Source organism: Advenella alkanexedens, from assembly GCF_019132845.1.
GTDB lineage: Bacteria > Pseudomonadota > Gammaproteobacteria > Burkholderiales > Burkholderiaceae_B > Advenella > Advenella alkanexedens.
In genome coordinates this window covers 190,465-213,222 of the sequence record NZ_JAHSPR010000002.1, presented here as the reverse complement: position 1 = coordinate 213,222, position 22,758 = coordinate 190,465, and the positions used below count along the sequence as shown (strand labels likewise).

The following is a 22,758-nucleotide window of genomic DNA, read 5'->3' as shown; positions in this document are numbered from 1 at the left end:
AGACTCCTGAAATCCTGTTATTCTGGCGCTTATGCAGCGACCAATGTATCGCGCAAGCGAGCCAACTGGGCTTGCACGGAAGTATCTAATACCTGATCACCCACTGTGACTCGGACACCGCCAATAAGTGACTTATCGACAGTAACAACCGGCTTTAACTTGCAGCCAAATTTTTTCTCGAGACCAGTAAGCAATTCCTGAATTTGCGCATCGCTTAATTCAAAAGCACTTGTGATTTCTGCACTGGCAGAACCCTCATGGCGATTTTTCAGTTCTTCAAATTGCGCTGCGATCTCGGGCAATAGCAATAATCGATCGTTGTCCACAAGCAGATCGATAAAGTTCTGCATTCCTTTGGAAAGTGCAGACTTGACCAGCCCTGAGAACAGCTTTTTACGTTGATCTTTGCTTAATCTGGGATCGGACATTGCTTCACGCACATCCGATACACTTGAAATTTGTGCCAATTCACTAACAGCCTCTGACCATGCAGCCAAGCCGGCTTGATCATCTTTGGCAGCGGCAAACAAGGCTTCTGCATATGGGCGGGCAATTGTTGATAATTCAGCCATGATAATCCCGAATTAAAGCTGTGCTTTAAGTTGATTCAACAACTCAGCATGCGTTTTTTCATTTACTTCACGCTGAAGAATCTTCTCTGCACCTTTAACAGCCAAAGCGGCCACTTCTTCACGCAGTCCCTGACGAGCACGTTCTACTTCGAGCTCGGCATCCTGTTTGGCCTGAGCCAAAATACGGGCGCGTTCAGACTCGGCTTCACCACGAGCAGCTTCTACAATAAGTGCTGCCTGTTTTTCCGCCTCTGCCAATTTAGCGTGATTCTCTGATTTTGCAGATGCTTCGATCAGGCTGATACGAGCCTGGGCCTGAGCCAGATCTGCCTTGCCTTTGTCGGCAGCAGCTAAACCATCGGCAATTTTCTGACGACGTTCATCGATAGCCTTTGTAAGAGGAGGCCACACAAACCGCATTGTGAACCATGCCAATACAAAGAAAACGAGCGTCTGGAAAAAGAGCGTCGCGTTTAAATTCACGGTCGTTTCCCTTCTACTATGTTAAGGCTTTGCGAAATTGCAAAACCCGAAATTTATTGAACTCTGTCATATGCAGGCCTTATTGATAAATCATAAGGCCCGCATCTCCATCCAGTTCACACCCCATCAACAGATGGTATAGACGTTTACTGTATTAAGCGCCGAATGGGCTAGCAAACGCGAACAACATAGCGATACCAACACCGATCAGGAACGCAGCATCGATAAGACCAGCCAACAAGAACATTTTTGTTTGCAGTGCATTCATCAATTCTGGTTGACGAGCAGATGCCTCAAGATATTTACCGCCCATGATAGCGATACCGATACATGCACCGATAGCACCCAAACCGATGATAAACGCGCAAGCAAGAGCAACGAAAGCTGCTGTGGTCATGACAACTCCTTGTGGTTATGAACCTAAAACAAATTTAAAGATGGAAAAAAAACTACTAAAAACAAAGCAAACAGACCAATTAAAAATTAAATGATGCAATTTGCAAGAAAAAACATCCCGGAATATTACACGAAAAACCGGGACGTTAAATCTTAATGCCCTTCATGTGCCTGACCGATATAAACCAGTGTCAGCATCATGAAAATGAATGCCTGGAGCAAAATAATCATAATATGGAAAATTGCCCAGATGGAACCAGCCAGAACATGGCCGACCCCCAACCCAATGCTCATTGCATTGAATCCTGTCCATGCACCGCCCAGAAGAGCGATCAACATAAATACGAGTTCACCGGCAAACATATTACCAAACAGCCGCATGGCCAGAGATACTGTTTTGGCAGCATACTCGATAACGTTCAATGCGAAGTTGGCAGGGGCCAGAATAATTGCACCAATACCACTTGAATGGAAAGGAGCTGTGAACAGATCTTTCAAGAAACCACCGGGGTTTTTGATTTTGAAGCCGTAGTAAATGGACAGCAACAAAACACCCAGAGACATACCCATAGGCACGTTCAGGTCGGCAGTAGGAAGAATACGATGATAGTACAGGGGACCGTGCGCATGACCATCGCCGGCAAGACCAAGCCAGCCAAACAGCGAAGGAAGCATATCAACGGGGACCAAGTCAAGAACGTTCATGAGCGTGATCCACAAAAATATGGTTAACGCCAATGGCGCAACATACTTGCGTGATTCAGAATTATGAATAATGCTTTTTGCCTGATCATTGACCATGTCAACAATCATTTCAACACCAGCCTGAAAACGCCCAGGTACACCAGAGGTGGCGTGACGCGCGGCTTTCCACAGAAAACCGACTACCAGCAAACCCATTGCAACAGACCAGAAGATGGAGTCATAGTTGATAACACCGAAGTCTACAATGTTTGCCTGTCCTTCTCCAAGGTTGTTGAAATGGACAAGGTGATGCTGAACATAATATGACTGAGGCGAGACATCTGCAGGTGCAGCCATTTGATTCGTACTCCACGATTTGGCAGCCAACAAGGCTGCATTACACTCTTTCCCAATGATTGCTATTAAAGCTTCCTGAAAGCCAATAACAATACATATCCCTTTAACACCGCAACCAGGCCAATCAGCAATGCTGGCCAAACCAGCGAGGTTCCGGATAATTTAACAATTAACGCAAGCAGGCCCACCGTGCCCCCGAGTTTGAATGCTTCACCCCAGAAAAACGTTAGCACGCTTGCATTTGAACCACTATAAAGCTTTAACAACATATGCAGCACGAAAAGTGCTGTTGGCACCAGGTAAGCCATGCCACCTGCCAACGCCGACATTGCGGCAGCCACACCAGACACCACCCAGCACAACACCACCACTATGGCCAGCAAAAAAAACTGTGCCAACACTATATTCACAAGCCCTTTGGCAGAACTTGCGTTAAGTCTGGCTTTTTCAGCCTGGCTCAGCTTAAGTACGTTGTGCTCGGCGTTGGCCGAATACGCGTACTTATCATGCGGTATGGTCATAACAAGGTTTCGCAATATGTCAAGCCTTGAGAGTATAACTTATTTTTTCCAACATAAGCAAACCCAAGAGGCTGTTTAATTACATATTCCTGAAATTTGCCTGACGTTTTTCTACAAATGCGTTCATACCCTCTTTCTGGTCCTCTATTGCAAATGTTGCATGAAATACACGCCTTTCATATTGCAGCCCCTGTTCAAGGGTGGTTTCCAGTGCGGTATTCACGCATTGCTTTGCCATCATGACCACAGGCGTGGACAACTCGGCAATACCCTGGGCCACCTTGATCACTTCCTCAAGAAAGTTTTCCAGAGGCAGGATGCGGGCAACCAGACCGGCACTTTCCGCTTCTTTTGCGTCCATCATTCTACCTGTTAGAACCATATCCATGGCTTTTGATTTTCCGATAGCCCTCGTCAGCCGTTGCGTACCCCCCAAACCCGGAATGGTACCCAGCTTGATTTCGGGCTGGCCGAACTTGGCATTCTCGGCCGCAATAATGAAATCACACATCATGGCCAATTCACAGCCACCGCCCAACGCATAACCGGAAACAGCGGCAATCACAGGCTTGCGAATGGCATTTTTCATGGTTTCCCATGGACCGCCAATATAATTGCTTTTATACACGTCCATATAAGACCAATCTTTCATGGCTGAAATATCAGCACCAGCCGCAAACGCCTTTTCATTGCCGGTAAGTACAATGGCACCCACGTCATCATTACTTTCCAGTGCCAGCAAGGCTTCACTGAGCGCTTCCATGACTTCGTTGCTAAGCGCATTCAACACCTTGGGACGGTTTAAGGTTAATACACCCACACCACCCTCAATTTTGGTCAATACCAACTGCTCTGACATACTACCCTCCTGTAAGTTGTCAATCATCTGTTTTTCCTGAGGTATTGTAGCCAGTTTGTTATAGTTACTCTGTCTGAATACATACAAATAGAAAAAATCCCGATGAACGAAATTATTTATACCATTACCCCCCACGATCCGGCCGGCCATCGTTTTTTTGTCAATATCGACATTCCCGCCCCCTCCCCCAACGGCCAAAAAGTCTCCCTGCCCGCCTGGATTCCCGGCAGTTATCTGATCAGGGATTTTGCCCGCAACATTGAAAGCATTGAAGCCCGTTGTGGTGAAAAGAAACTGTCGGTTGAAAAAATCGACAACAACCACTGGCAAATAGAGGCTTGCCAGGGACCATTGCATGTTTCCTATACCGTTTACGCCTGGGATTTATCGGTGCGCAGCGCACACCTTGATGAAACGCATGGCTTCTTCAATGGCACCAGTGTTTTCCTGCAAGTGCATGAACAGGAAGAGCGGCCCTGCCTGTTAAATATCAAGGCACCCGACTCGATTAACGGCTGGAAAGTGTACACCAGCCTGCCCGAGGCAAAAAAACACACTGGCTGCGCCAAACGTCATGGCTTTGGCATGTACCTGGCACCCAACTATGATGCCTTGATAGACCACCCGGTTGAAATGGGCACACCTCAGGTGGTTTCCTTCAAGGCGTGTGGCGCCACACATGAAATGGTGTTTACCGGCCAGATTCCCAACCTGGATCTGGCCCGCATTGCGGCCGATACCGCCCGCATTTGCGAATACCAAATCAAGTTTTTCGAACCCGAAACACACAAGGCCCCATTCCTGGACTCCTCCGATCGCTATGTATTCATGACCATGGTGACCGGCAAAGATTACGGTGGTCTTGAGCATCGTTCCTCGACCGCCCTGATGGCATCACGCAATGACCTGCCCACCCTTGGCAATCCCGAACAAAGCGAACAATACCGTAACTTCCTGGGACTGGTCAGTCATGAATACTTTCATACCTGGAACGTAAAACGTATTAAGCCTAAAGCATTTGCGCCCTATAACCTTTATACTGAAAGCCACACCGACCTGCTCTGGGTGTTTGAAGGCTTCACGTCTTACTATGACGACCTGAGCCTGTTCAGGGCCGGCCTGATCACACAGGAACAATACCTGGGCCTACTGGCCAAAACCATTGCCAACGTCCATGCCTTGCCAGGACGTTTCAAGCAAAGTGTGGCACAAAGCTCATTTGATGCCTGGACCAGGTTTTACAAGCAGGATGAAAATGCCCCGAATGCCATCGTCAGCTACTACACCAAAGGCTCACTGGTTGCCTTGGGCCTTGACCTGACTATCCGCAACGCCACCCGCAATGAGAAATCACTGGATGACGTCATGCGTCTGCTATGGCAACGCTACGGTCGCGACTTTTTCAACAAACCAGCCGAGGGTCTAAAAGAAGACGAGATGGCTACAGTCATCAAAAGCGCAACCGGGGTTGATGCCAGCGACTACATTACGCGCTACGCATACGGCACGGAAGATATTCCATTAAAAGAACTGCTGGCCGGCCAGAATCTGACCTTGAGCTGGAAGAGCAGCAATCAAACCCCATCATTGGATATACGCACCAAGGTGACCGGAAATGTCTGCCAGATTGGCAGCGTGATTGAGCATGGTGCGGCCCACAAGGCCGGGCTCAGCGCGGGAGACGCCCTGGTGGCCATTGATGGCATCAAAGTGGACAGCGACAATCTGGAAACCTTGCTGAAACGCTACCAGCCAGGGCAAAAAGTCCTTATCCATGTATTCAGGCGTGATGAACTACGCTGCTTTAGTCTTGCCCTGAATCCACCCGCACTGAACACGTGCCTGATTGAGCCGGTACAGGCTTAATCAGGCATGTACTGAAGCACACACCCGGCAATGCGGGTTTTTCTGTACCTGCATTGCATGCCATTGCATGGTCCGCACATCAAGCTGTAGCAAACGCCCTTCAAGGCCAGCGGGCATGCCCACCAGCAACTTAAGCGCTTCTGCCGCCTGCATGCTGCCAATAATACCCACCAGCGGTGCAAACACCCCCAGCGTGGCGCAATTATCAGGCGCCAGATTATCTGAAGGATCAAACAGGCAGGCATAACAGGTGGCGTCGTCATGACGCAGGTCATAAACCGCCACTTGCCCGTCAAAACGAATGGCCGCCCCCGATACCAGCGGCTTTTTCAGGGCCACACAAGCCCGGTTGATATGATGCCGGGTCGTAAAATTGTCCGTGCAGTCAAGCACCACATCGGCATCTTTAACCAGCTCCATCAAACCCGGCCCGTCAAGACGGCGGGCATGGCACTCGATAAGCGGCTCTGCATTCAGGGCATGCAAAGCCTGCCGTGCCGACTCCACCTTGGGCAGACCGATCCGCCCGGTCGTGTGCAGGATTTGTCGCTGCAAATTGCTTAACTCCACCTGATCATCATCAACCAGCACCAGCTGCCCAACCCCTGCCGCTGCCAGGTAAGCGGCCGCCGGACAACCCAGACCACCCACGCCCACCACCAACACCCTGGAGGACATAATGTTCTGCTGGCCTTCAATGCCTATTTCATCCAGCATCAGATGCCGGGCATAACGCAATAACTGAGAATCATCCATTATTTTTTCTGCTTTGCAGCACTTTTATCACCAGACTCACCGCCACTGGCATCATTACTGTCTGATGGTTTGACCGCTTCCATTTCTTCTTTAGTCAGGCCGTTGGGCTTTTCTTTGGTGATAACCCCCTGATCAACCTTTCTTCCGGTTAAATGATTAATGGCCTGCTGCAACTGAAAATCGTCACTGGAGCCAAACTCAAACATTTCCTCAGGTTCTTTAAGCATTTTAGCCGCCTTGTCTGTCTTGACCGTACCCTTCCCGCTGGCTTCAGGCGCCTGGTCATTATTCAGGTGATCACTTAAATCCGCTTCCCGTGGAAAACTGAACAGGTCACCCGTTTTGGTATCGGAAACAACAATATCCGGTTCGATACCGGTGGCCTGTATGGAGCGTCCAAGCGGTGTGTAATAACGGGCAGTGGTCAATTTAATGCCGGTATTGTCGTCCAATGGCATAACAACCTGTACCGAACCCTTACCAAAACTGCGGTTACCCATGATGGTGGCACGCTCATAATCCTGCAAGGCACCGGCCACAATCTCCGAAGCAGAAGCCGAACCCACATTAATAAGCACCACCAACGGCACCGTGCGCGCCCAGTCGGGCAGATTTTTCAGGTAATCGGATTCATCAGGTGCATATTCGGATGGCACCGCCAGATAACGCTGCATTTCCTGTTCGCGGGCCTTGGTTGAAACCACCAGCTTATTGGGCTCGATAAAAGCGGCGGAAACGCCAATGGCGGCATTGAGCAAACCGCCCGGGTCATTACGCAAATCAAGCACCAGCCCTTTCAGGGGCTTGCCTTTACCCAAGTCTGCCAAATGCTGGGCCAAATCGGCCCCGGTGCGTTCCTGAAACTGGGAAATTCGCACATAACCAATATCATCAGGCAAGCGCTTGCTGCGTACGCTGCGAATCTGGATTATGTCACGAACAATTTTAATATCCAACGGTTCGTCCGAAGAAGACCTTTTCACCGTCAGGACAATTTCACTGCCCGGTTCACCACGCAATTGCTTGATGACATCATTCATGGGCATGCCTTCGGTGCTTTCCCCATTGATTTTTATGATCAAGTCACCCGGCATAATGCCAGCCTTGGCCGCCGGTGTGTCTTCAATAGGAGCGATAATTTTAACCAACCCCTGCTCGGCACCAATTTCAATACCCAGCCCGCCAAATTCGCCATCGGTGGATTCTTTCATTTCCTCGAACTCATCCTCATCCAAAAAAGAAGAGTGCGGATCAAGATCATTGACCATCCCCTTAATGGCAGATGCGATCAGCTCCTGGCTTGAAACCGGTTCAACATAATTATTCTTGATAGCGGCAAAGACTCGGGCAAAGCGCTGCAATTCCTCATAAGGAAGTTCATGCGATACCTTTTGCGCCCATGCTGGCATGACGGCTGTTAACAGCAAGCCTGCCGCAACCATGTAACTGACCAATCGTTTTCTGCTTGTCACAAGAGACTCCTGCCTACAATCGAATAAAGTTTCAGTGGTAAGTGGTATGGGTTCCAGCCCTATTATTTTGATAACCAGGTTAATGGATCAACAGGCGTGGAGCCATTACGAATTTCAAAATACAGGGCAGGATCAACCTGACCACCGGTTGACCCTACACGGGCAATGGTTTGTCCGGCACGGACATTATCACCCACACTGCCCAGGATGCTTTGATTATATCCATACACACTCATATAGTTATTGCCGTGATCAACAATGACCAGATTGCCAAATCCACGCACCCAGGATGAAAACACCACCTGCCCACCCGCAATGGCACGCACGGGTGTGCCTTCATTGGCACTGATCAGGATACCCCGCCATACGCCACCGGTATCGGGCCGGGTCGTACCGAAACGCCCCTGCAGGGTACCACGCACCGGCCAGGGTGCGCCTTTTTGCAAACCGGTTGCACCCGATTCGGCATTGGCCGCTGCCCGGCGTTCATCTTCACGGGCCTTTTGAGCCAGCAAGGCCGCCTGCTCCTCTTTTTCTTTTTGAATCCGTGCCTTGGCCCGTTCAATTTCAGCATTTTCAGCCTGTTGTCGGGCCAGTGCCAGTTCCTGGCGAGCCTGTTCGGTTTGCTGCAAGGCATTTTGCACCTGCTGCCGGGCCTGCTGACGCTGCTGCTCGTCTTGTGCCTGGGCCACCTGCTGTTGCGCCTGAGTCAAGACCTGGGTTTGCTTTTCCTGATTCACCACAGCGCTTTGCAGCACCACATACGCCAACTCTGTTTGCGTTTCGGCCTGTTTGGCCACAATGGCTGCCCTGGCTGCCTGCTCTCTGGCCAAAGCCGCCTCCTGTTCTTTCTGACGTAATGCTTCCCTGCGTTTTTCAGCTTCGGCTTTCTCTTGGGCAATCTTTGCCAGTCGGGCCTGCTCCAGCTGCCTGGAGATGTCTTTCTGAATATCTTCAATCAGGCTGTTCAGCCGCTTTTCATCTTGGGCCAGCTTGACAGCCTGTGAGCGTCGGTCTGTTAAATCTTTTTCAATTTTCTTCAAGACAGCCGCGTATTTTTTTTGCTCGGTCTCAAGTTCTTTTTTACCTGCCAGCGTTTGTTCGGCCAGACGGTCCAGGGTTTTCTGGTGATCTGCCGTTTTTTTCTTCAGCTCATCCAGTCGGGAAATTTCCGTTTCCAGTTTCTGAACCAACTCAACCCGTGCCTTGGCCACATAACCCAGATAAGTCAGGTCCCGACCTATTTTCTGGGCATCTTCGCCTGACAGCAACGCTGCCCACGGAGACAGTCCACTGGTATATTGTGTACGCATTTGAGCCGCCAACTCTTCGCGGCGCAGCTCCATGATTTTTTGCTGGCGATCCTGCTGCTTACGCAGCTCACCCAATTCTTTTTTGGCGCGTTTACCCTGTGCCTGAAGGTCATCAAGGCGGGCATTTATTTTGGAAATTTCCGTTTCGGATTTGCGCAGCTCATCGGTAACGTCTTGTTTATCCGACTCCTGCGCCTTGATTTTTTTCTGGATTTCTTCTATCTGGTTTTGCAGGCGGGCTTTCTGCTTTTCTGCCGTTTTTTGCTGTTCGCTTAATGCAGCGGTCGTCTGGGCCATGACCGGCCCGGTGCCTAACAGCACAAACAGGGAAATGCAAATTACCCACCTGGTCACATTAGTCCTTTTGGGCTTTACCTTGAGCGGCCACGGCAGCCACCGCCGCGGCAATCGCTTCCTGATCGCCCAGATAGTAATGACGGATAGGCTTGAGGCTTTCATCAAGCTCATAAACCAGCGGCTGCCCGGTGGGGATATTCAAATTAACAATATCATCATCGGAAATGCTATCAAGGTGCTTGATGAGTGCACGCAAGCTGTTGCCATGGGCGGCAATCAGCACATTCTTGCCAGACTTGATGGCAGGCGCAATGGATTCATTCCAGACAGGCAGGACACGGGCCACTGTGTCTTTCAGGCATTCGGTCGCCGGCAGCTCCTGGGCAGGAATGCGCGCATAACGGGGATCAAAACGGGGGTGACGCTCATCATCCAGATCCAGAGGTTCAGGAGCGATAGCATAGGCACGACGCCAGACAAGAACCTGCTCATCACCATACTTGGCTGCAGTTTCCGCTTTATTCAGACCCTGCAGGTTACCGTAATGACGCTCATTCAGGCGCCAGTTCAGGTGAATCGGGGTATGCATGGCGTCCATGGCGTCCAGAGCAATCCACAAAGTACGAATGGCCCGTTTCAAGACGGAAGCATAAGCCACATCAAATGAAAACCCTTCCTGCTTCAGCAGTTCACCGGCTTGCCATGCCTGCTGACGACCCAAATCGGTCAGGTCAACATCGGTCCAGCCGGTAAAACGGTTTTCAAGATTCCACTGGCTTTCGCCATGACGCATTAAGACGATTTTGTACATACTATGAGCTCTTTTCCACTAAATTAAGAAATAAACAATTCAATACCCAAACAATTTTCTGTTATTTTAGCGAAGTCTTATCTCTATTTGTCCAGCTATTTTATAATCTGAGAATTAAGCTTAAAAAAAGCAACACTACAGGATTAAACGTGGATTTTCTTTTTTACCAAAATACCATTTATTTTTTAGCTTTTGCCCTGGTTTCAGGCATCATGCTGGCCCTTCCCAATGTTCGCAAAGGCGGTTTTGGCGGCCAGTCCAATATGTTAAGCACCAAAGAAGCCGTGCAAATGGCCAATAAATCGGCTGCCATTTTCATCGACATCCGTTCCGCTGAAGAATACAAAAACGGCTCTATTCCGCAGGCCCGTAATATTCCCATGGACGAACTCGAAGAGAAAACGGCTTCATTGTCCAAAAGCAAGCCTATCATTCTGGTCTGCAATATGGGGCGTACCGCACAAAAAGCGGCCGTCACCCTGAAAAAGCTCAACTTTGAAGAGGTTCACGTGCTTTCGGGTGGCCTTTCAGCCTGGACCCAGGATGGCCTGCCTCTTAAAAAACACACGGCAACTGCCCAGCGCAAGCACAACCGTTAAATCATTTACATAAAAAAAGCATCATGAAAAAAGTCACTATGTTCTCCAAGGCAACCTGCCCGTATTGCATCCGTGCCGAAAAGCTGCTCATCGAGCGTGGCGTAACAAATCTGGAAAAAATCAGCATTGACACCAACCGTGAACAACGGGCTGTTATGATTGAGCGCACCGGACGCACCACCGTTCCCCAGATTTTCATTGGCGACAAACATGTAGGCGGTTGTGATGACCTGATGGCACTTGATCGCGCCGGTGAATTGACTGCCCTATTGGCCGACTAAGCCAGCAGCGCAATTTAACCTTTAATCTTCTTACATAGGAAACAGCATGGCCCAAGAGCAACAAACAGAAAACACCAATCCCGCATTCAGTTTGCAACGCGTCTACCTGAAAGACCTGTCCCTGGAAATGCCCAACTCACCCCAGATTTTCCTTGAGCAGGAAACACCGGCAGTTGAGATTTCCCTGAACGTAGGCGGTCAGCGCCTGGCAGAAACCATTTTCGAAGCCACCGTACGCGTCACCGTCACCACCAAGATTGCTGACAAAGTCCTGTATCTGGTTGAAGGCACCCAGGCAGGTATTTTTGAAATTGCCAACATCCCTGAAGAGCAGTTTGATCCACTTCTGGGCATTGTTTGCCCCACCATGCTTTTCCCTTACCTGCGCGCCAATATTGCTGACGCCATCAACCGTACCTCATTGCCACCGCTGCACCTGGCAGAAGTCAACTTCCAGGCCCTGTACGAGCAACGAATCCAGGAAGCCCAACAGGCACAACAAAACAGTGCCGCCCCTGAAGATTCCGGCATCATCCTGCCTCCCGGCGCCACCCGTCAGTAAGGGCTCGCATGTCACTTCCCGGTGCTTCGCCTCATGTACTGGTTATAGGTGCGGGTAGCTGGGGAACCGCATTGGCTGCCTCGGCAGCCAATAATGCCCCCACCCTGCTGCTGGCCCGCAACGAAGCGGTTTCATCAGACGTCAATACCCGACACCACAATACCAAATACCTGGGTGATCTTCCCTTGCCCGACTGCCTGCAAAGCACCACAAGCCCTGATCGGGCCATTGCCCATTTGCAAGGTTTCCCCCCAGAGCAAAGATTAATCATACTTGGCGTACCTGTCATGGCCATGCGCAGCACCTGCGAGACCTGGTTGCCCCTGCTGCAAAACGCCAAACTAACCGATACGCCCATTGTCTGGACTTGCAAGGGTTTTGAACAAAACAGCGGACAATTACCACACGAAATCGTGCATTCCGTATTTGGCAGCCAAATACCCAATACCGGTGTACTGTCAGGACCGTCCTTTGCCAAAGAAGTCACCCGCAATCTGCCGGTTGCCCTGACCATTGCCAGTCATAACGACATTACCGTCCAGAACACCACGGCTGCCCTGCATGCCAATAACACCCGTATTTATGCCAGCAACGATGTCATTGGTGTGGAAGTGGGTGGCGCACTTAAAAACGTCATGGCCATTGCCTGTGGCATTTCAGATGGTCTTGAACTGGGCGCCAATGCCCGTGCCGCATTAATTACCCGTGGCCTGGCTGAAATTACCCGACTGGGCATTGCCCTGGGCGGACAAGCCGCCACTTTTTCAGGCCTGACCGGGCTGGGTGACCTGGTATTGACCGCCACCGGCGACCTGTCACGCAACCGTCAGGTTGGGCTGGCCCTGGGACAAGGCCAATCGCTGGATCACATCCTTGCCTCAGGCATGACCGCTGAAGGCGTTCGCTGCGCCCGTGATGCCCTGAAACGCGCCACTGCCCTGAACATCGAGATGCCCATCACTCAAGCGGTCTGCGATGTCCTGTTCAATGCCATGCCGCCCCTGCAGGCGGTTTCAAACCTGCTGGCACGCGAAGCCAAGGCCGAGTGGCCGGCCGGGTAAACCTGCTGCTGACCACGCCTGGCAACACTTCCCCAGACCTTGCCTCCATGCCTTAATGGTTGCCAAGGATCTGGTCTGCGGGAATGCTTAACTGAATCACGCTGCCATTCGAATCACTGCGGATCACTTGCAAAGGCCATTGCAAGCGCTCGGACATCAAAGTCACAATATACAAACCCAGACCATTTAAAGACGCACTGCCCGGCACCACTTGCCGTTCCCTGCCAAGAATGGCTTTTTGCCCGGCCGTCAAGCCTGCCCCCCTGTCCTGTATCTGGATCATGCCTTTACTCACGGTAATATCAATTTCTTTTTGTGTATGCTGCAGGGCATTCTGGATAAGATTACGCAACAGCATTTTCACCAGGACAGCATCACTCCTGAGCTTGATCGTGTCCATGACCGTCAGACGCACCCTGGCCCGAACCGTGAATAAATTATTCAGGTCATCCAGAACCTCTTCAAGCAAGGCTGTCAGTGAAACAACCTCCCTGACCGGAGAACCGTCGGCCTGGTTACGCGACAGCTTAAGCAAAACCTCTACATTGCTGCGCATTTCCGTGCAGGCATTACGCATGCGGGCCACAGTTGCCAAATCATTGGGCTTGAGCTGCCCGCGCATTTCCAGGATATCAAGCGCCCCGGACATGACCGCCACTGGCGTGCGCAGCTCATGACTGGCCAGGCTGAGCAGCGATTGCTCCCTGCGCACATAGGATTCAAGCTCACCCAGGAAACGGTTAAAGGTTTCCGCAATTGAATACAATTCGCTGTCTGTGTAATTAACCGGAATACGCGGCATTTGCGAACCCACCGGCACCTCACTGATTTGCTCTGACAGCTTGCGCAAGGGATCAACGATCCGTCGACTGCTTAAAGTTGCCATCCACAAACCCAGGCCGATGATAAGCAGCGTCATGACAACCAGCGCGATGCTGAAAAGGAGTTCGCGATCTTCAAAATGGGTAATATCCTTGGCCATATACACCACCCCTTTGGGTAAAATAGCAATATTGACCAGATAGGTGTTTTTGCCCCGCTGGATCTCATCAGAGAAACCCAGCGGCAAATCCTTGAAAATCTCGGGCATTTGTGATGGTGTTGCCTGCCCCTGGGGCACAAACACCAACTGCTGGTTAAAGCCCTCCCACACAAACAATTCGGAATCATTACGGTTTTCAAGAATAAAATCCAGTTCCTGCTCAAACTCCACCTGCAGCATGGTTCGTTCAAGGTCTTCATTGACTTCCAGCACCATCACCACCATCACCGCAATACATGCCATGCTAACGAGCAGGATGGCGCGATGAATGCGTCGGGAAATGGACCTCATTGTTCTGCCTGTGCCGGTGAAGTCAAGCGGTAACCGCGCCCGTGCATGGTCTTGATCATGGAAAACCCGAAAGTATCCTGCAATAATTTACGTAAGGTATACACATGGGTACGCAAGGTATTCATATCCACTTCTTTTTCCCCCCAGATCCGTTCTTGCAACTGCTCATAAGACAGAAAACCCGGATAGGCTTTAATGAGTTCCTCAAAAATACGCGCCATCGTGCCACTTAGTTCCAAAGAACCGCTATGATTGACCTGCACCGTCAGCTTGCCTGGGTCAAAACGGATACCCGGCACTTCGATCCCTGGGGTCTTGCCCATGCACTCTTTGCGGCGGTACAGGGCATTGACCCGCAGTTGCAGCTCACGAAGGTCAAACGGCTTGACCAAATAATCATCGGCACCGGCCCGAAAGCCCTCTTCCTTGTCTTTAAGCTGGTCTTTGGCGGTCATCATGATAACCGGCGTCGTACACTGGATATCGTTACGGATCCGGTGGCAGATATCAAACCCCGACAGGCCGGGCAACATGACATCCAGCACAATGACATCGTATTCATGGGTGGCAATCAGATGCAGGGCCGTTAAACCGTCCGAAGCGAAATCCAGCACATAATGCGAATTTTCAAAATACTCGGACAGGTTCTCGGCCAGCCCGACATGATCCTCAACCACCAGCATGCGAATGGGCTTTGTAGATGTATTCATGCAATTTCAGAAAAAAATCAGTTTGCCACTATGGACATGGCTGTCTGTGCAAGACCAGGACTGGTTTCAAACAAAATATAACGTTTGTTTTCATAACGCTTTTGTACCGGTACGCTTAACGCATGCACAACCTCGTTTAGACGCCTTTTGGGTATTGCCAGCAACACAGGCAATGTACTGTTGTCCAGTTTGGCAGAAACCTCATTAATCTTCAACAATTCTGCGGTTCCGCCAGAATAAAACCGGGCTGAAAACGGACGATCATCAACATAATAAACAGGCGTCCCGGCCTTCGTCTGCAAGGCGGCAAAATGAACCAGACCCTTTTCTGTTTTGAAGTGATTCGGACTAACATACGCAAACAGACTGAGCAAAACCAGTATCATCGGCACCAGCGCCGCCATCCACCGGGTATTTCCGGCAAACTGCCACGTACTTTGTTCCACCCAATTGCGCCAGCCAAGCGCCATCAGTATGCTGAAAGCCCCCAGGCAAGGCAAAATATAGGTCCAGAGAATATTGCCCGAAAAGGTGAAAAACAAAGGAGTAAATAACGCCCAGGCCAGCAAATACGATAGCTGGGCTGAATCGGCAAGCGGCTTGATAACGGCACGCACACCTTTTTTCACCAGGCTGCTCAGCAGCAAGCCTATGCCAAACAAGCCCCATGGAAAGGTAGCCTGTAACCAATACCACCAGATCGTACCATGCCTTTTTTCATGAGCGGTACCATACAAATCCCCCTGCCAGCCCGGATCCATAAAACGCAGAAAATGCTCACCCACGATGAAATAATTCAGGAATCCCGGGGTCTTGATTTCTGCCATCACATACCACGGCAGGCTGATTAGCGCGGTTAAGAGCAAACCCCGCGTCCAGGACAATGCCCTGAATTGAACCATCCGGCCACCGATATTGGGCAACAACCATAACAGCAACGGGCCGGCAACCAGAACCAGCGCCAAAGGCCCTTTGGCGAGCAGACCAATGGCCAGTCCCACAAAAAAACCATAGCGCCAGAACAGGGACGGATAATGCCGGGCCATCATGAAAGCCGTCATGCTAAAGGTCGTGCCCAGCACCAGAAACGGATCAGTCAGTACCGCCCCCGAAGTGATATAAACCAGGGCACAGGAGCTGTACACCACTGCGACCCACTGAGCCAGCTGCCGGCCAAAAAAAGCCCGTGTAAAGGCAATAAGAAGCCCCACGGTTGCCACCATGCTTAACCATGAAGGAAAGCGCACGGCAAACTCGTTAACGCCCAGCAGCCTGAAGGACAATGCCTGTGCCCAGAACGACAGCGGTGGCTTGCCCCAGAAGGGCTTGCCCGGTTCAAACCAGGGCGTAATCCAGTCACCGCTTTGCGCCATCAAACGGGCAATTTCCGCATAACGTGGCTCAGACGTATCAGACAACGGCATCAAAACCATACTTATCAGGGGCAGACACAATAAAACACCCGTCACCCACCACAAACCAATCCTGCGCGTCACTTTAATTTCCTTTTACAACCATCAACTCTCGAACCGTCTGTTGCTGCTGATTCACCGCTGAGCGATTCATTTCACGGGTAGTATCCACAAACGGTTCCAGGGCCTGCCCTTTATTTTTACGCAGTACATCCCTGATCAGGTAAACCGGACGCTGCTTGGCTTCAAAATAGGTTTTGCCCACATACTCGCCCAGCAGTCCAATTGAAATCAGCTGGACCCCTCCCAGAAAAGTGATCATGGAAATTAACGAAGGATAGCCTTGCACCGGCTCTCCCAGTACCAGGGTTTTAGCGACAATCCACAGGGCAAACAAAATACCTGCCAGTGCAGTCAAAATGCCAGCCGCCATGGTCAGGCGCAAAGGTGCCACTGAAAATGAAGTAATTCCCTCAAAAGCCAGCCCCATCAGGCCGGGATAGTCCCACTTGCTGGTACCTGCGGCACGGGGTAGCCGGTCGTATTCAATCACCTTGGTGGGCAAGCCAATCCAGGCAAACAACCCCTTCATATAACGATTGCGCTCACCCAACTGGCTCATGGCATTAACCGCCTTGCGGCTGAGCAAACGAAAATCACCAGTATCTTCAGGAATCTCAACCTCACTGATGCGGTTCAGCAAACGATAAAAAGCATGGGCGGAAAATTGCTTGAACCAGGTTTCACCGGCCCGTGAACGGCGCTTCATGCTCACAACATCGGCACCCTCGCGCCAGGCCTGCAACATATCCGGAATCAGCTCAGGTGGATCCTGCAAATCGGCATCCATAATAATGATGGCTTGTCCCCCGGCATAGGCCAGACCGGCACTCAGGGCTGCCTCCTTGCCAAAATTGCGGCTCAGACGGACCAGTTTCAGATGTTCATCCCAAGCGGCGCGCTCGGCCAGGAAATGCCCCGACCCGTCGCGACTGCCATCATCCACCATCACCAGCTCATAATTGATCTCCAGCGGATCCAGAACCGAGGCCAGCCGGGGAAACAGTAACGGCAACATCTGCCTTTCGTTATAAACCGGAATCACGACAGATAAAACCAGGCCTTTTTCAGCCTGAAATAAAGATGTCCCGTTTTCTTCCATTGCACTCATTGACAGCACCTGCTTTCATCTTTTAAACATGACAGGCGTAAGAGTACGTCTTGGCGCAACAAGGAAACATCAATCAAAAATCAAGTAAATATCAAAAAAAAGCACGTCCGAAAACGTGCGTTGTGCAGGAACCGTCATGAATGGGTCATGAATAGTTCAGGTTTTTGATTTTCTGCCCCCAATGGAACTCAGGGAAATACGGGTTTCACCCGCTGCCGTTTTATGTACGGCACTTTTCCAGGCATGGCCATAGGCGACTTCGAGGCTCAAATGCAGTTTGCCATCAGACTGTCGCTGCTGCTCAAGGGCATCACACAGGCGCTGGTACCATTGGCGCCCAACCAGCCCCTTATGACGCCCGATGGTTGGGTTACCGCCAAGGGCGGAGACGTCACGCAGCAGCTTTTGCGGACTCTGGTAAGTCAGTGTAATCACTTCCTGATCCATGACCGGATCCACAAAACCGTTTTCAAGCAGGATATCGCCAAAGTCATGCATATCCACAAAGGGCACCGTTTGGGTTTGGATCCCGGCGGTTTCAACGGCTTTGCGCAATTCGATAAAGGTGCCGGGGCCCAGACAGGAAAACATGCAAATGCCGCCAACCTGGATTACCCGCCGCCACTCGGCAATTACCTTATGCGGCTCGGGATGCCAGTGCAGGGCCATATTGGACCAGACCAGGCCTGCCGATTCGGCCTCCAGCGGCATGCTTGCCAGATCGGCCAAATGGAATTCACCCAGGTTTTTGCGGCCCAGTTTTGACACCCATGCCTGCATGCCCTTGGGTAAAAAGGTCTTCCTGCAATGCGCAATAAATGAGGGGCAGCTATCCACCCCCAGCAGACGCGCTTTGGGAAAACGCGTCTTCAGCGCTTCAAGCGAATGCCCTGGACCACAGCCGGCATCAACCACCGTCTCCGGTGTGATGCGGATATAACTTAAACGCCCGATCATGCGATGGCTGATTTCATCATAAAAAAACCGGGAATCTTCCAATAAACCACGACGGGAAAATTGTCGAATGACGTGCTCGGAATTGATGGGCAAAACCTGAGGGGAATAAATGGCCTGGGACATTGAGATCACTGACGTATTGTTAATACGGGAAGAAAATGATTTGATAAGGTCATATTGTAAATAAGACTTCCCCGATTCTGTGCAAAACCCTTACGCAAACAAAAGATTGCTTGTCCTGCCCGGCACCTGCCCCTTGTGTGGTACCGTCTGCACGGGAGAAAGATTCTGCCCCGACTGCCACAACGATATTTTACACTCCATGCAAAACCACCCCTATCGGTGTGCCCGCTGCTGCCTGGCCCTGCCCAACGCGGGCCCTTGTCCGGATTGCAGCGAACAGGCACTTCATACCGGAACGGTCATCGCTGCCTTCGATTACGTACATCCACTCGACAGCCTGGTATTACGCTACAAAAACGGCCGCCAACTTGACCTGGCGCCCGCATTTGCACAGCTGCTAAGCCAACAGCTGCAACAACGGGGTCTGCTGCCCTTGACCAACACCTGCCTGATCCCCATTCCGGGCAGCCGGCAATCACTTTCCCGGCGCGGTTTCAATCCAGCGGCTGAATTTGCACAACAGCTGGGAAAAAAACTACAATTACCAGTTGAGCATTTTGTGCTGCACCGCCATGACCAGCATCTCAAGCAATCCAGCCTGTCCCGTCACGCACGTCGTGCCACCGCTGCCGGTTTATATTATTGTTCGCGCCGCCTGGACATTCCCCATGCCATTCTGGTCGATGATATTGTCACCACCTGCAGCACCCTCGACAGCGCCACCCGTGCCCTGCTGGCCGCCGGTGTGCAACGCGTGGATGCCCTGGCCATTGCCCGTACTCCCCCCAACCATTTTTAAGCAATCGCATGTTTCACATTATTCTTGTTTCACCCGAAATTCCGGCCAATACCGGCAATATCATTCGTCTGGCCGCCAACACCGGCATACAGCTGCATCTGGTCAGGCCGCTGGGTTTCATGCTTGATGACAAACGCCTGCGCCGCGCCGGGCTGGATTACCATGAATGGGCCGACATCAAGATTCACGACCTCCTGCAAGAAGCGATCGAATCAACCGGTGCCGCCGCCGGCCATATTCATGCCATTTCCACCAAAGGCCAACGCCACATTGGCAACATGACCATTAACGATGGCGATGCCTTTATTTTTGGCAGGGAAACAGCCGGACTCAAACCCGAAGAATGGGACATTATCGGAATGGAAAATGCCGTGCGTCTGCCCATGCGACCTGACTCGCGCAGCCTGAACCTGTCCAATGCGGTCGCCATTACCGTATACGAGGCATGGCGACAGATCGACTATGCCGGCAGCGTCTAGGGACAAACATTCGCGGCAACGTTTTAACGGCGCCAGAACCCGGGGGTAAAAATAACCAATACGGTGAACAGTTCAAGACGTCCAATCAGCATGGCCAGGGTACATAGCCAGATTTGAAAATCGGACAAGGCACTGTAATTGCCCATGGGCCCGACACTGCCCAATCCGGGACCAATATTGTTAAGACTGGCAAAAACGGCAGAAAACGCCGTAGTGGGTTCGGCCCCCGACAACAGCATGACCGCCGACAACGCCATTAAAGTCAAGGCATACACCAGCATGAAAACCATGATGGACATAATCACGCTCTGGTCAATAATGCGTGCTCCCAACCTGACCGGAAACACCGCATGCGGATGCAAAATATGGCGGATTTCAGTACGAATCTGCTTGATGACCAAAATCAGGCGAATCATTTTGATGCCACCACCGGTAGATCCCGATGAGGTGGCACAGGCACCCAGCAATAACATGACAATCGGTAAAATCAGCGGCCACTGCAGGTAATCCACATTGGAAAAACCGGTGGTGGTCGCCACGGAAATGGTATTGAACATGCCAAACCTGAAAGCATCAAGCAGGTTGCTGTATTCACTGGTAAAGAACAGGTAAAGACTAATCAGGACACCACTGACCAGCACCAGACGCAAAAACGGAATCGTTTCAGGGCAAAACCGGTAAGTGGACAAATCCCGGTTACGAATAGCCTTGTAGTGAGTGGCAAAATTGATGCCGGCAAACAGCATAAACACCATCGCCACCATTTCAGCAGCCGGTGAATTGATATCCACAAAGCCTCCACTGTGAGTGGAAAAACCGCCCAAACCCATTGTGGAGGCAGTATGACACCAGGCATCAAACCAGCTCAGGCCCACCAGACGATAGGCAATCAGACACACAAAAGAGGCCGAAACGTAAATGCCATACAACACCTTGGCCGTCCCGGCAATGCGAGGCGTTAATTTCTCTTCCTTCATGGGGCCTGGGATTTCACCCCGCATCACCTGATGTCCGCCCACCCCCAACATGGGCAAAATGGCCACGGCCAGCACCAGAATACCCATACCGCCAAACCAGACCAGGGTATGGCGCCAAAGATTCAGGGATTCGGGCAGTTTTGTCACGTCTGGCAAGACCGAAGCCCCCGTGGTGGTCAGCCCCGACATGGCTTCGTAATAGGCATGGGTAAATGATAGTTTTACCCCCACATGAGACGCTTCCAGCATTAAAGGCAAGGCGGCCAGAAGAGGAAACACGGTCCACACCAGAAACACCAGCAACAGCCCGTCACGCGGACGCAATTCACGGCGAAACGGGTAAGTCAGCAGCCAAAGCAGCAAGCCACTGCCACCTGCCAGCATGAAACTGGTCAGAAAACTCTGATCGGCACCATCCTCAAACAGGCGTGAAAAAAAATAAGGAAACAACAAGGTCAGTGAGAACACCACCATGGTCAAGCCGAGCGCATGCAAAACATTCAGAATACTGCGCATTCAATTTCCTAGAAAAACATGGCCGAAACCTGGAACATTTTTTCAACTTTTTTCATGGTTTCACGGTTTGCCGCATAGACAATCACGTGATCTCCCTGGCGAATCACGGTATCAGGCTCAGGCATAATCAGGTAACCTTCACGGAAAATAACCGCCAGTGTTGAAGACTTGGGAAACTGGATATCCTTCACCGAGCGGTCGGCCAGTTTCGAACTGTTGATGTCCCCCAGCACCTCGAACTCGATCACCTCGGCAGCGCCACGACGCAAGCGATGACCGGCAACCACCGCCCCCTGGCGCACATCACGCAACAAGGCACCAATCGTGGCCTGGGCGGGTGAAACCGCGATATCAATCATGCTGCCCTGCATGAGCTCGCCATAAGCCTGGCGCGAGATAAGAGCAATCACCTTGCGGGCACCCAACCGCTTGGCCAGCAAGGAAGACATGATATTGTCCTCATCGTCGTTGGTTAAGGCCAGCCAGGTGTCCATTTCGGCAATATTCTCACTTTCCAGCAAGGACTCATCAGTACCGTTGCCATGCAGGACCAGCACATTTTCAGGCAGCATGGATGCCAGCCACTGGCAACGCGCCTTGTTGCTTTCAATAATGCGAACGTTGTAATTGTCCTGGGCCAGCTCTTTGGCCAGCCGATAGCCAATATTGCCACCACCGGCAATCATGATGGAACGAATACGTTTTTTTTCTTTGTGGAAAGAAGCGATACTTTCCCGGGCCTGCCGGGTATCAATGGCCAGCACCAGCTCATCATCGGCCTGTATGGCCCCCACCCGGTTCATGGGAATGGACACCTCACCCCGCATGACTTCCAGAATACGGGTATTCAGGTTAGGCAGATTCAGATGCGTTTCGTCGATATGATGGCCGATCAGAGAACTTTTGCGTCCCACTTTAAGGATGACCACGCTCACCCGACCCTGTGCAAATTCGACAACCTGCAAGGCCTCGGGAAATTCAATCAGGCTGTAAAGATATTGCGTAACGCTTTTTTCGGGGCTGATCACAAAATCCACGCCGAAGCTTTCCGCCAGCAACGCTTCATTTTCAGAATAAGACTGCCCCCTGACCCGAACAATGCGACGCGGTATATTGAAGGTATCACGGGCAATGGTACAGGCCACCAGATTGGAGGCATCCGTGGCGGCACAGGCCACCAGAAGGTCGGTATCATCGGCACCGGCTTCCTCGAGCACATCGGGCAATGAGCCATCACCCAACACGCAACGCAAATCGAAGCGTTCCTGCAAATAGGTCAGCCGATCTGGGTTGGTATCCACCACCGTGATGTCATTCTGCTCTGACACCAGGTTTTCGGCCACGCTGGATCCGACACGCCCCGCCCCGATGATAAGGATCTTCATGGAGAA

24 protein-coding genes are annotated in these 22,758 nt (G+C 51.3%); 7 read left to right on the top strand and 17 right to left on the bottom strand.

Features of this window, described 5'->3' with window-relative positions:
• Positions 1–29 precede the first annotated feature (29 nt).
• The 6 genes from KU392_RS03460 to KU392_RS03435 all read right to left on the bottom strand — a co-directional run bounded on the left by KU392_RS03460 (position 30) and on the right by KU392_RS03435 (position 3,872).
• A complete protein-coding gene (locus KU392_RS03460) occupies positions 30–572 on the bottom strand; it encodes a F0F1 ATP synthase subunit delta (RefSeq protein WP_169293497.1) in 543 nt (180 codons plus the stop codon).
• Between the two features lie 12 nt (positions 573–584).
• Positions 585–1,055 carry a F0F1 ATP synthase subunit B gene (locus KU392_RS03455; RefSeq protein WP_169293496.1) on the bottom strand — a complete coding sequence of 157 codons (471 nt, stop codon included), beginning with the start codon at positions 1,053–1,055 and terminating at the stop codon, positions 585–587.
• 154 nt (positions 1,056–1,209) lie between these two features.
• Positions 1,210–1,452, bottom strand: coding sequence for a F0F1 ATP synthase subunit C (atpE, locus tag KU392_RS03450; protein ID WP_169293495.1), 243 nt, complete (start codon positions 1,450–1,452; stop codon positions 1,210–1,212).
• A gap of 152 nt (positions 1,453–1,604) precedes the next feature.
• Entirely contained in the window at positions 1,605–2,492 is an 888-nt protein-coding gene (gene atpB, locus KU392_RS03445; RefSeq protein WP_169293494.1) for a F0F1 ATP synthase subunit A, read from the bottom strand.
• A 65-nt stretch (positions 2,493–2,557) separates the two neighbouring features.
• Complete coding sequence (locus tag KU392_RS03440; protein ID WP_246587268.1) at positions 2,558–3,028, bottom strand: ATP synthase subunit I; 471 nt, start codon at positions 3,026–3,028, stop codon at positions 2,558–2,560.
• Positions 3,029–3,092: 64 nt separating this feature from the next.
• Positions 3,093–3,872, bottom strand: coding sequence for an enoyl-CoA hydratase (locus KU392_RS03435; protein ID WP_169293492.1), 780 nt, complete (start codon positions 3,870–3,872; stop codon positions 3,093–3,095).
• 96 nt (positions 3,873–3,968) lie between these two features.
• Here KU392_RS03435 and KU392_RS03430 point away from each other — a divergent pair, with 96 nt between their 5' ends.
• Positions 3,969–5,738, top strand: coding sequence for a M61 family metallopeptidase (locus KU392_RS03430; protein WP_217734676.1), 1,770 nt, complete (start codon positions 3,969–3,971; stop codon positions 5,736–5,738).
• On the opposite strand, the gene KU392_RS03425 is transcribed toward KU392_RS03430, so the two are convergent.
• The 4 genes from KU392_RS03425 to gpmA form a co-directional block, all read right to left on the bottom strand.
• A complete protein-coding gene (locus KU392_RS03425; protein WP_217734568.1) occupies positions 5,739–6,494 on the bottom strand; it encodes a HesA/MoeB/ThiF family protein in 756 nt (251 codons plus the stop codon).
• On the bottom strand, positions 6,494–7,966 hold the full coding sequence (locus tag KU392_RS03420) for a S41 family peptidase (RefSeq protein ID WP_371808382.1): 1,473 nt from the start codon (positions 7,964–7,966) through the stop codon (positions 6,494–6,496). Before KU392_RS03420 ends, KU392_RS03425 begins: the two co-directional genes overlap by 1 nt.
• Positions 7,967–8,028: 62 nt before the next feature.
• A complete protein-coding gene (locus KU392_RS03415) occupies positions 8,029–9,633 on the bottom strand; it encodes a peptidoglycan DD-metalloendopeptidase family protein (protein ID WP_217734567.1) in 1,605 nt (534 codons plus the stop codon).
• Position 9,634: 1 nt separating this feature from the next.
• On the bottom strand, positions 9,635–10,387 hold the full coding sequence (gpmA, locus tag KU392_RS03410) for a 2,3-diphosphoglycerate-dependent phosphoglycerate mutase (protein WP_169293488.1): 753 nt from the start codon (positions 10,385–10,387) through the stop codon (positions 9,635–9,637).
• A gap of 149 nt (positions 10,388–10,536) precedes the next feature.
• Here gpmA and KU392_RS03405 point away from each other — a divergent pair, with 149 nt between their 5' ends.
• From KU392_RS03405 to KU392_RS03390, 4 genes are read left to right on the top strand one after another with little or no spacing between them, the layout of a single operon-like run.
• On the top strand, positions 10,537–10,986 hold the full coding sequence (locus KU392_RS03405; protein ID WP_169293487.1) for a rhodanese-like domain-containing protein: 450 nt from the start codon (positions 10,537–10,539) through the stop codon (positions 10,984–10,986).
• A gap of 23 nt (positions 10,987–11,009) precedes the next feature.
• Positions 11,010–11,267: a glutaredoxin 3 gene (gene grxC / locus KU392_RS03400; RefSeq protein WP_169293486.1), complete on the top strand. Its 258-nt coding sequence runs from the start codon at positions 11,010–11,012 to the stop codon at positions 11,265–11,267.
• A gap of 46 nt (positions 11,268–11,313) precedes the next feature.
• Entirely contained in the window at positions 11,314–11,829 is a 516-nt protein-coding gene (gene secB, locus KU392_RS03395) for a protein-export chaperone SecB (RefSeq protein WP_169293485.1), read from the top strand.
• An 8-nt stretch (positions 11,830–11,837) separates the two neighbouring features.
• Positions 11,838–12,890 carry an NAD(P)H-dependent glycerol-3-phosphate dehydrogenase gene (locus tag KU392_RS03390; RefSeq protein ID WP_169293484.1) on the top strand — a complete coding sequence of 351 codons (1,053 nt, stop codon included), beginning with the start codon at positions 11,838–11,840 and terminating at the stop codon, positions 12,888–12,890.
• Between the two features lie 52 nt (positions 12,891–12,942).
• On the opposite strand, the gene KU392_RS03385 is transcribed toward KU392_RS03390, so the two are convergent.
• The 5 genes from KU392_RS03385 to KU392_RS03365 all read right to left on the bottom strand — a co-directional run bounded on the left by KU392_RS03385 (position 12,943) and on the right by KU392_RS03365 (position 18,596).
• Entirely contained in the window at positions 12,943–14,223 is a 1,281-nt protein-coding gene (locus tag KU392_RS03385) for a sensor histidine kinase (RefSeq protein WP_211182242.1), read from the bottom strand.
• Positions 14,220–14,933: a response regulator transcription factor gene (locus KU392_RS03380; protein WP_217734566.1), complete on the bottom strand. Its 714-nt coding sequence runs from the start codon at positions 14,931–14,933 to the stop codon at positions 14,220–14,222. The genes KU392_RS03385 and KU392_RS03380 overlap by 4 nt, the downstream gene beginning before the upstream one ends.
• 17 nt (positions 14,934–14,950) lie before the next feature.
• Complete coding sequence (locus tag KU392_RS03375) at positions 14,951–16,429, bottom strand: ArnT family glycosyltransferase (protein WP_343212397.1); 1,479 nt, start codon at positions 16,427–16,429, stop codon at positions 14,951–14,953.
• A gap of 1 nt (position 16,430) precedes the next feature.
• A complete protein-coding gene (locus tag KU392_RS03370) occupies positions 16,431–17,516 on the bottom strand; it encodes a glycosyltransferase family 2 protein (protein ID WP_169293482.1) in 1,086 nt (361 codons plus the stop codon).
• A gap of 156 nt (positions 17,517–17,672) precedes the next feature.
• The gene (locus KU392_RS03365; RefSeq protein ID WP_169293481.1) at positions 17,673–18,596 is read right to left on the bottom strand and encodes a methyltransferase domain-containing protein; all 924 of its coding nucleotides are present in this window, start codon (positions 18,594–18,596) and stop codon (positions 17,673–17,675) included.
• A gap of 106 nt (positions 18,597–18,702) precedes the next feature.
• Here KU392_RS03365 and KU392_RS03360 point away from each other — a divergent pair, with 106 nt between their 5' ends.
• Together KU392_RS03360 and KU392_RS03355 are read left to right on the top strand one after the other, a co-directional pair.
• On the top strand, positions 18,703–19,395 hold the full coding sequence (locus KU392_RS03360) for a ComF family protein (RefSeq protein WP_169293480.1): 693 nt from the start codon (positions 18,703–18,705) through the stop codon (positions 19,393–19,395).
• A gap of 8 nt (positions 19,396–19,403) precedes the next feature.
• Positions 19,404–19,874 (top strand): tRNA (cytidine(34)-2'-O)-methyltransferase, encoded by a 471-nt coding sequence (locus tag KU392_RS03355; RefSeq protein WP_217734565.1) that lies wholly within the window; start codon positions 19,404–19,406, stop codon positions 19,872–19,874.
• A 23-nt stretch (positions 19,875–19,897) separates the two neighbouring features.
• On the opposite strand, the gene KU392_RS03350 is transcribed toward KU392_RS03355, so the two are convergent.
• Together KU392_RS03350 and trkA are read right to left on the bottom strand one after the other, a co-directional pair.
• Entirely contained in the window at positions 19,898–21,367 is a 1,470-nt protein-coding gene (locus KU392_RS03350) for a TrkH family potassium uptake protein (protein ID WP_169293478.1), read from the bottom strand.
• An 8-nt stretch (positions 21,368–21,375) separates the two neighbouring features.
• Positions 21,376–22,752 (bottom strand): Trk system potassium transporter TrkA, encoded by a 1,377-nt coding sequence (trkA, locus tag KU392_RS03345; protein WP_169293477.1) that lies wholly within the window; start codon positions 22,750–22,752, stop codon positions 21,376–21,378.
• Positions 22,753–22,758 lie beyond the last annotated feature (6 nt).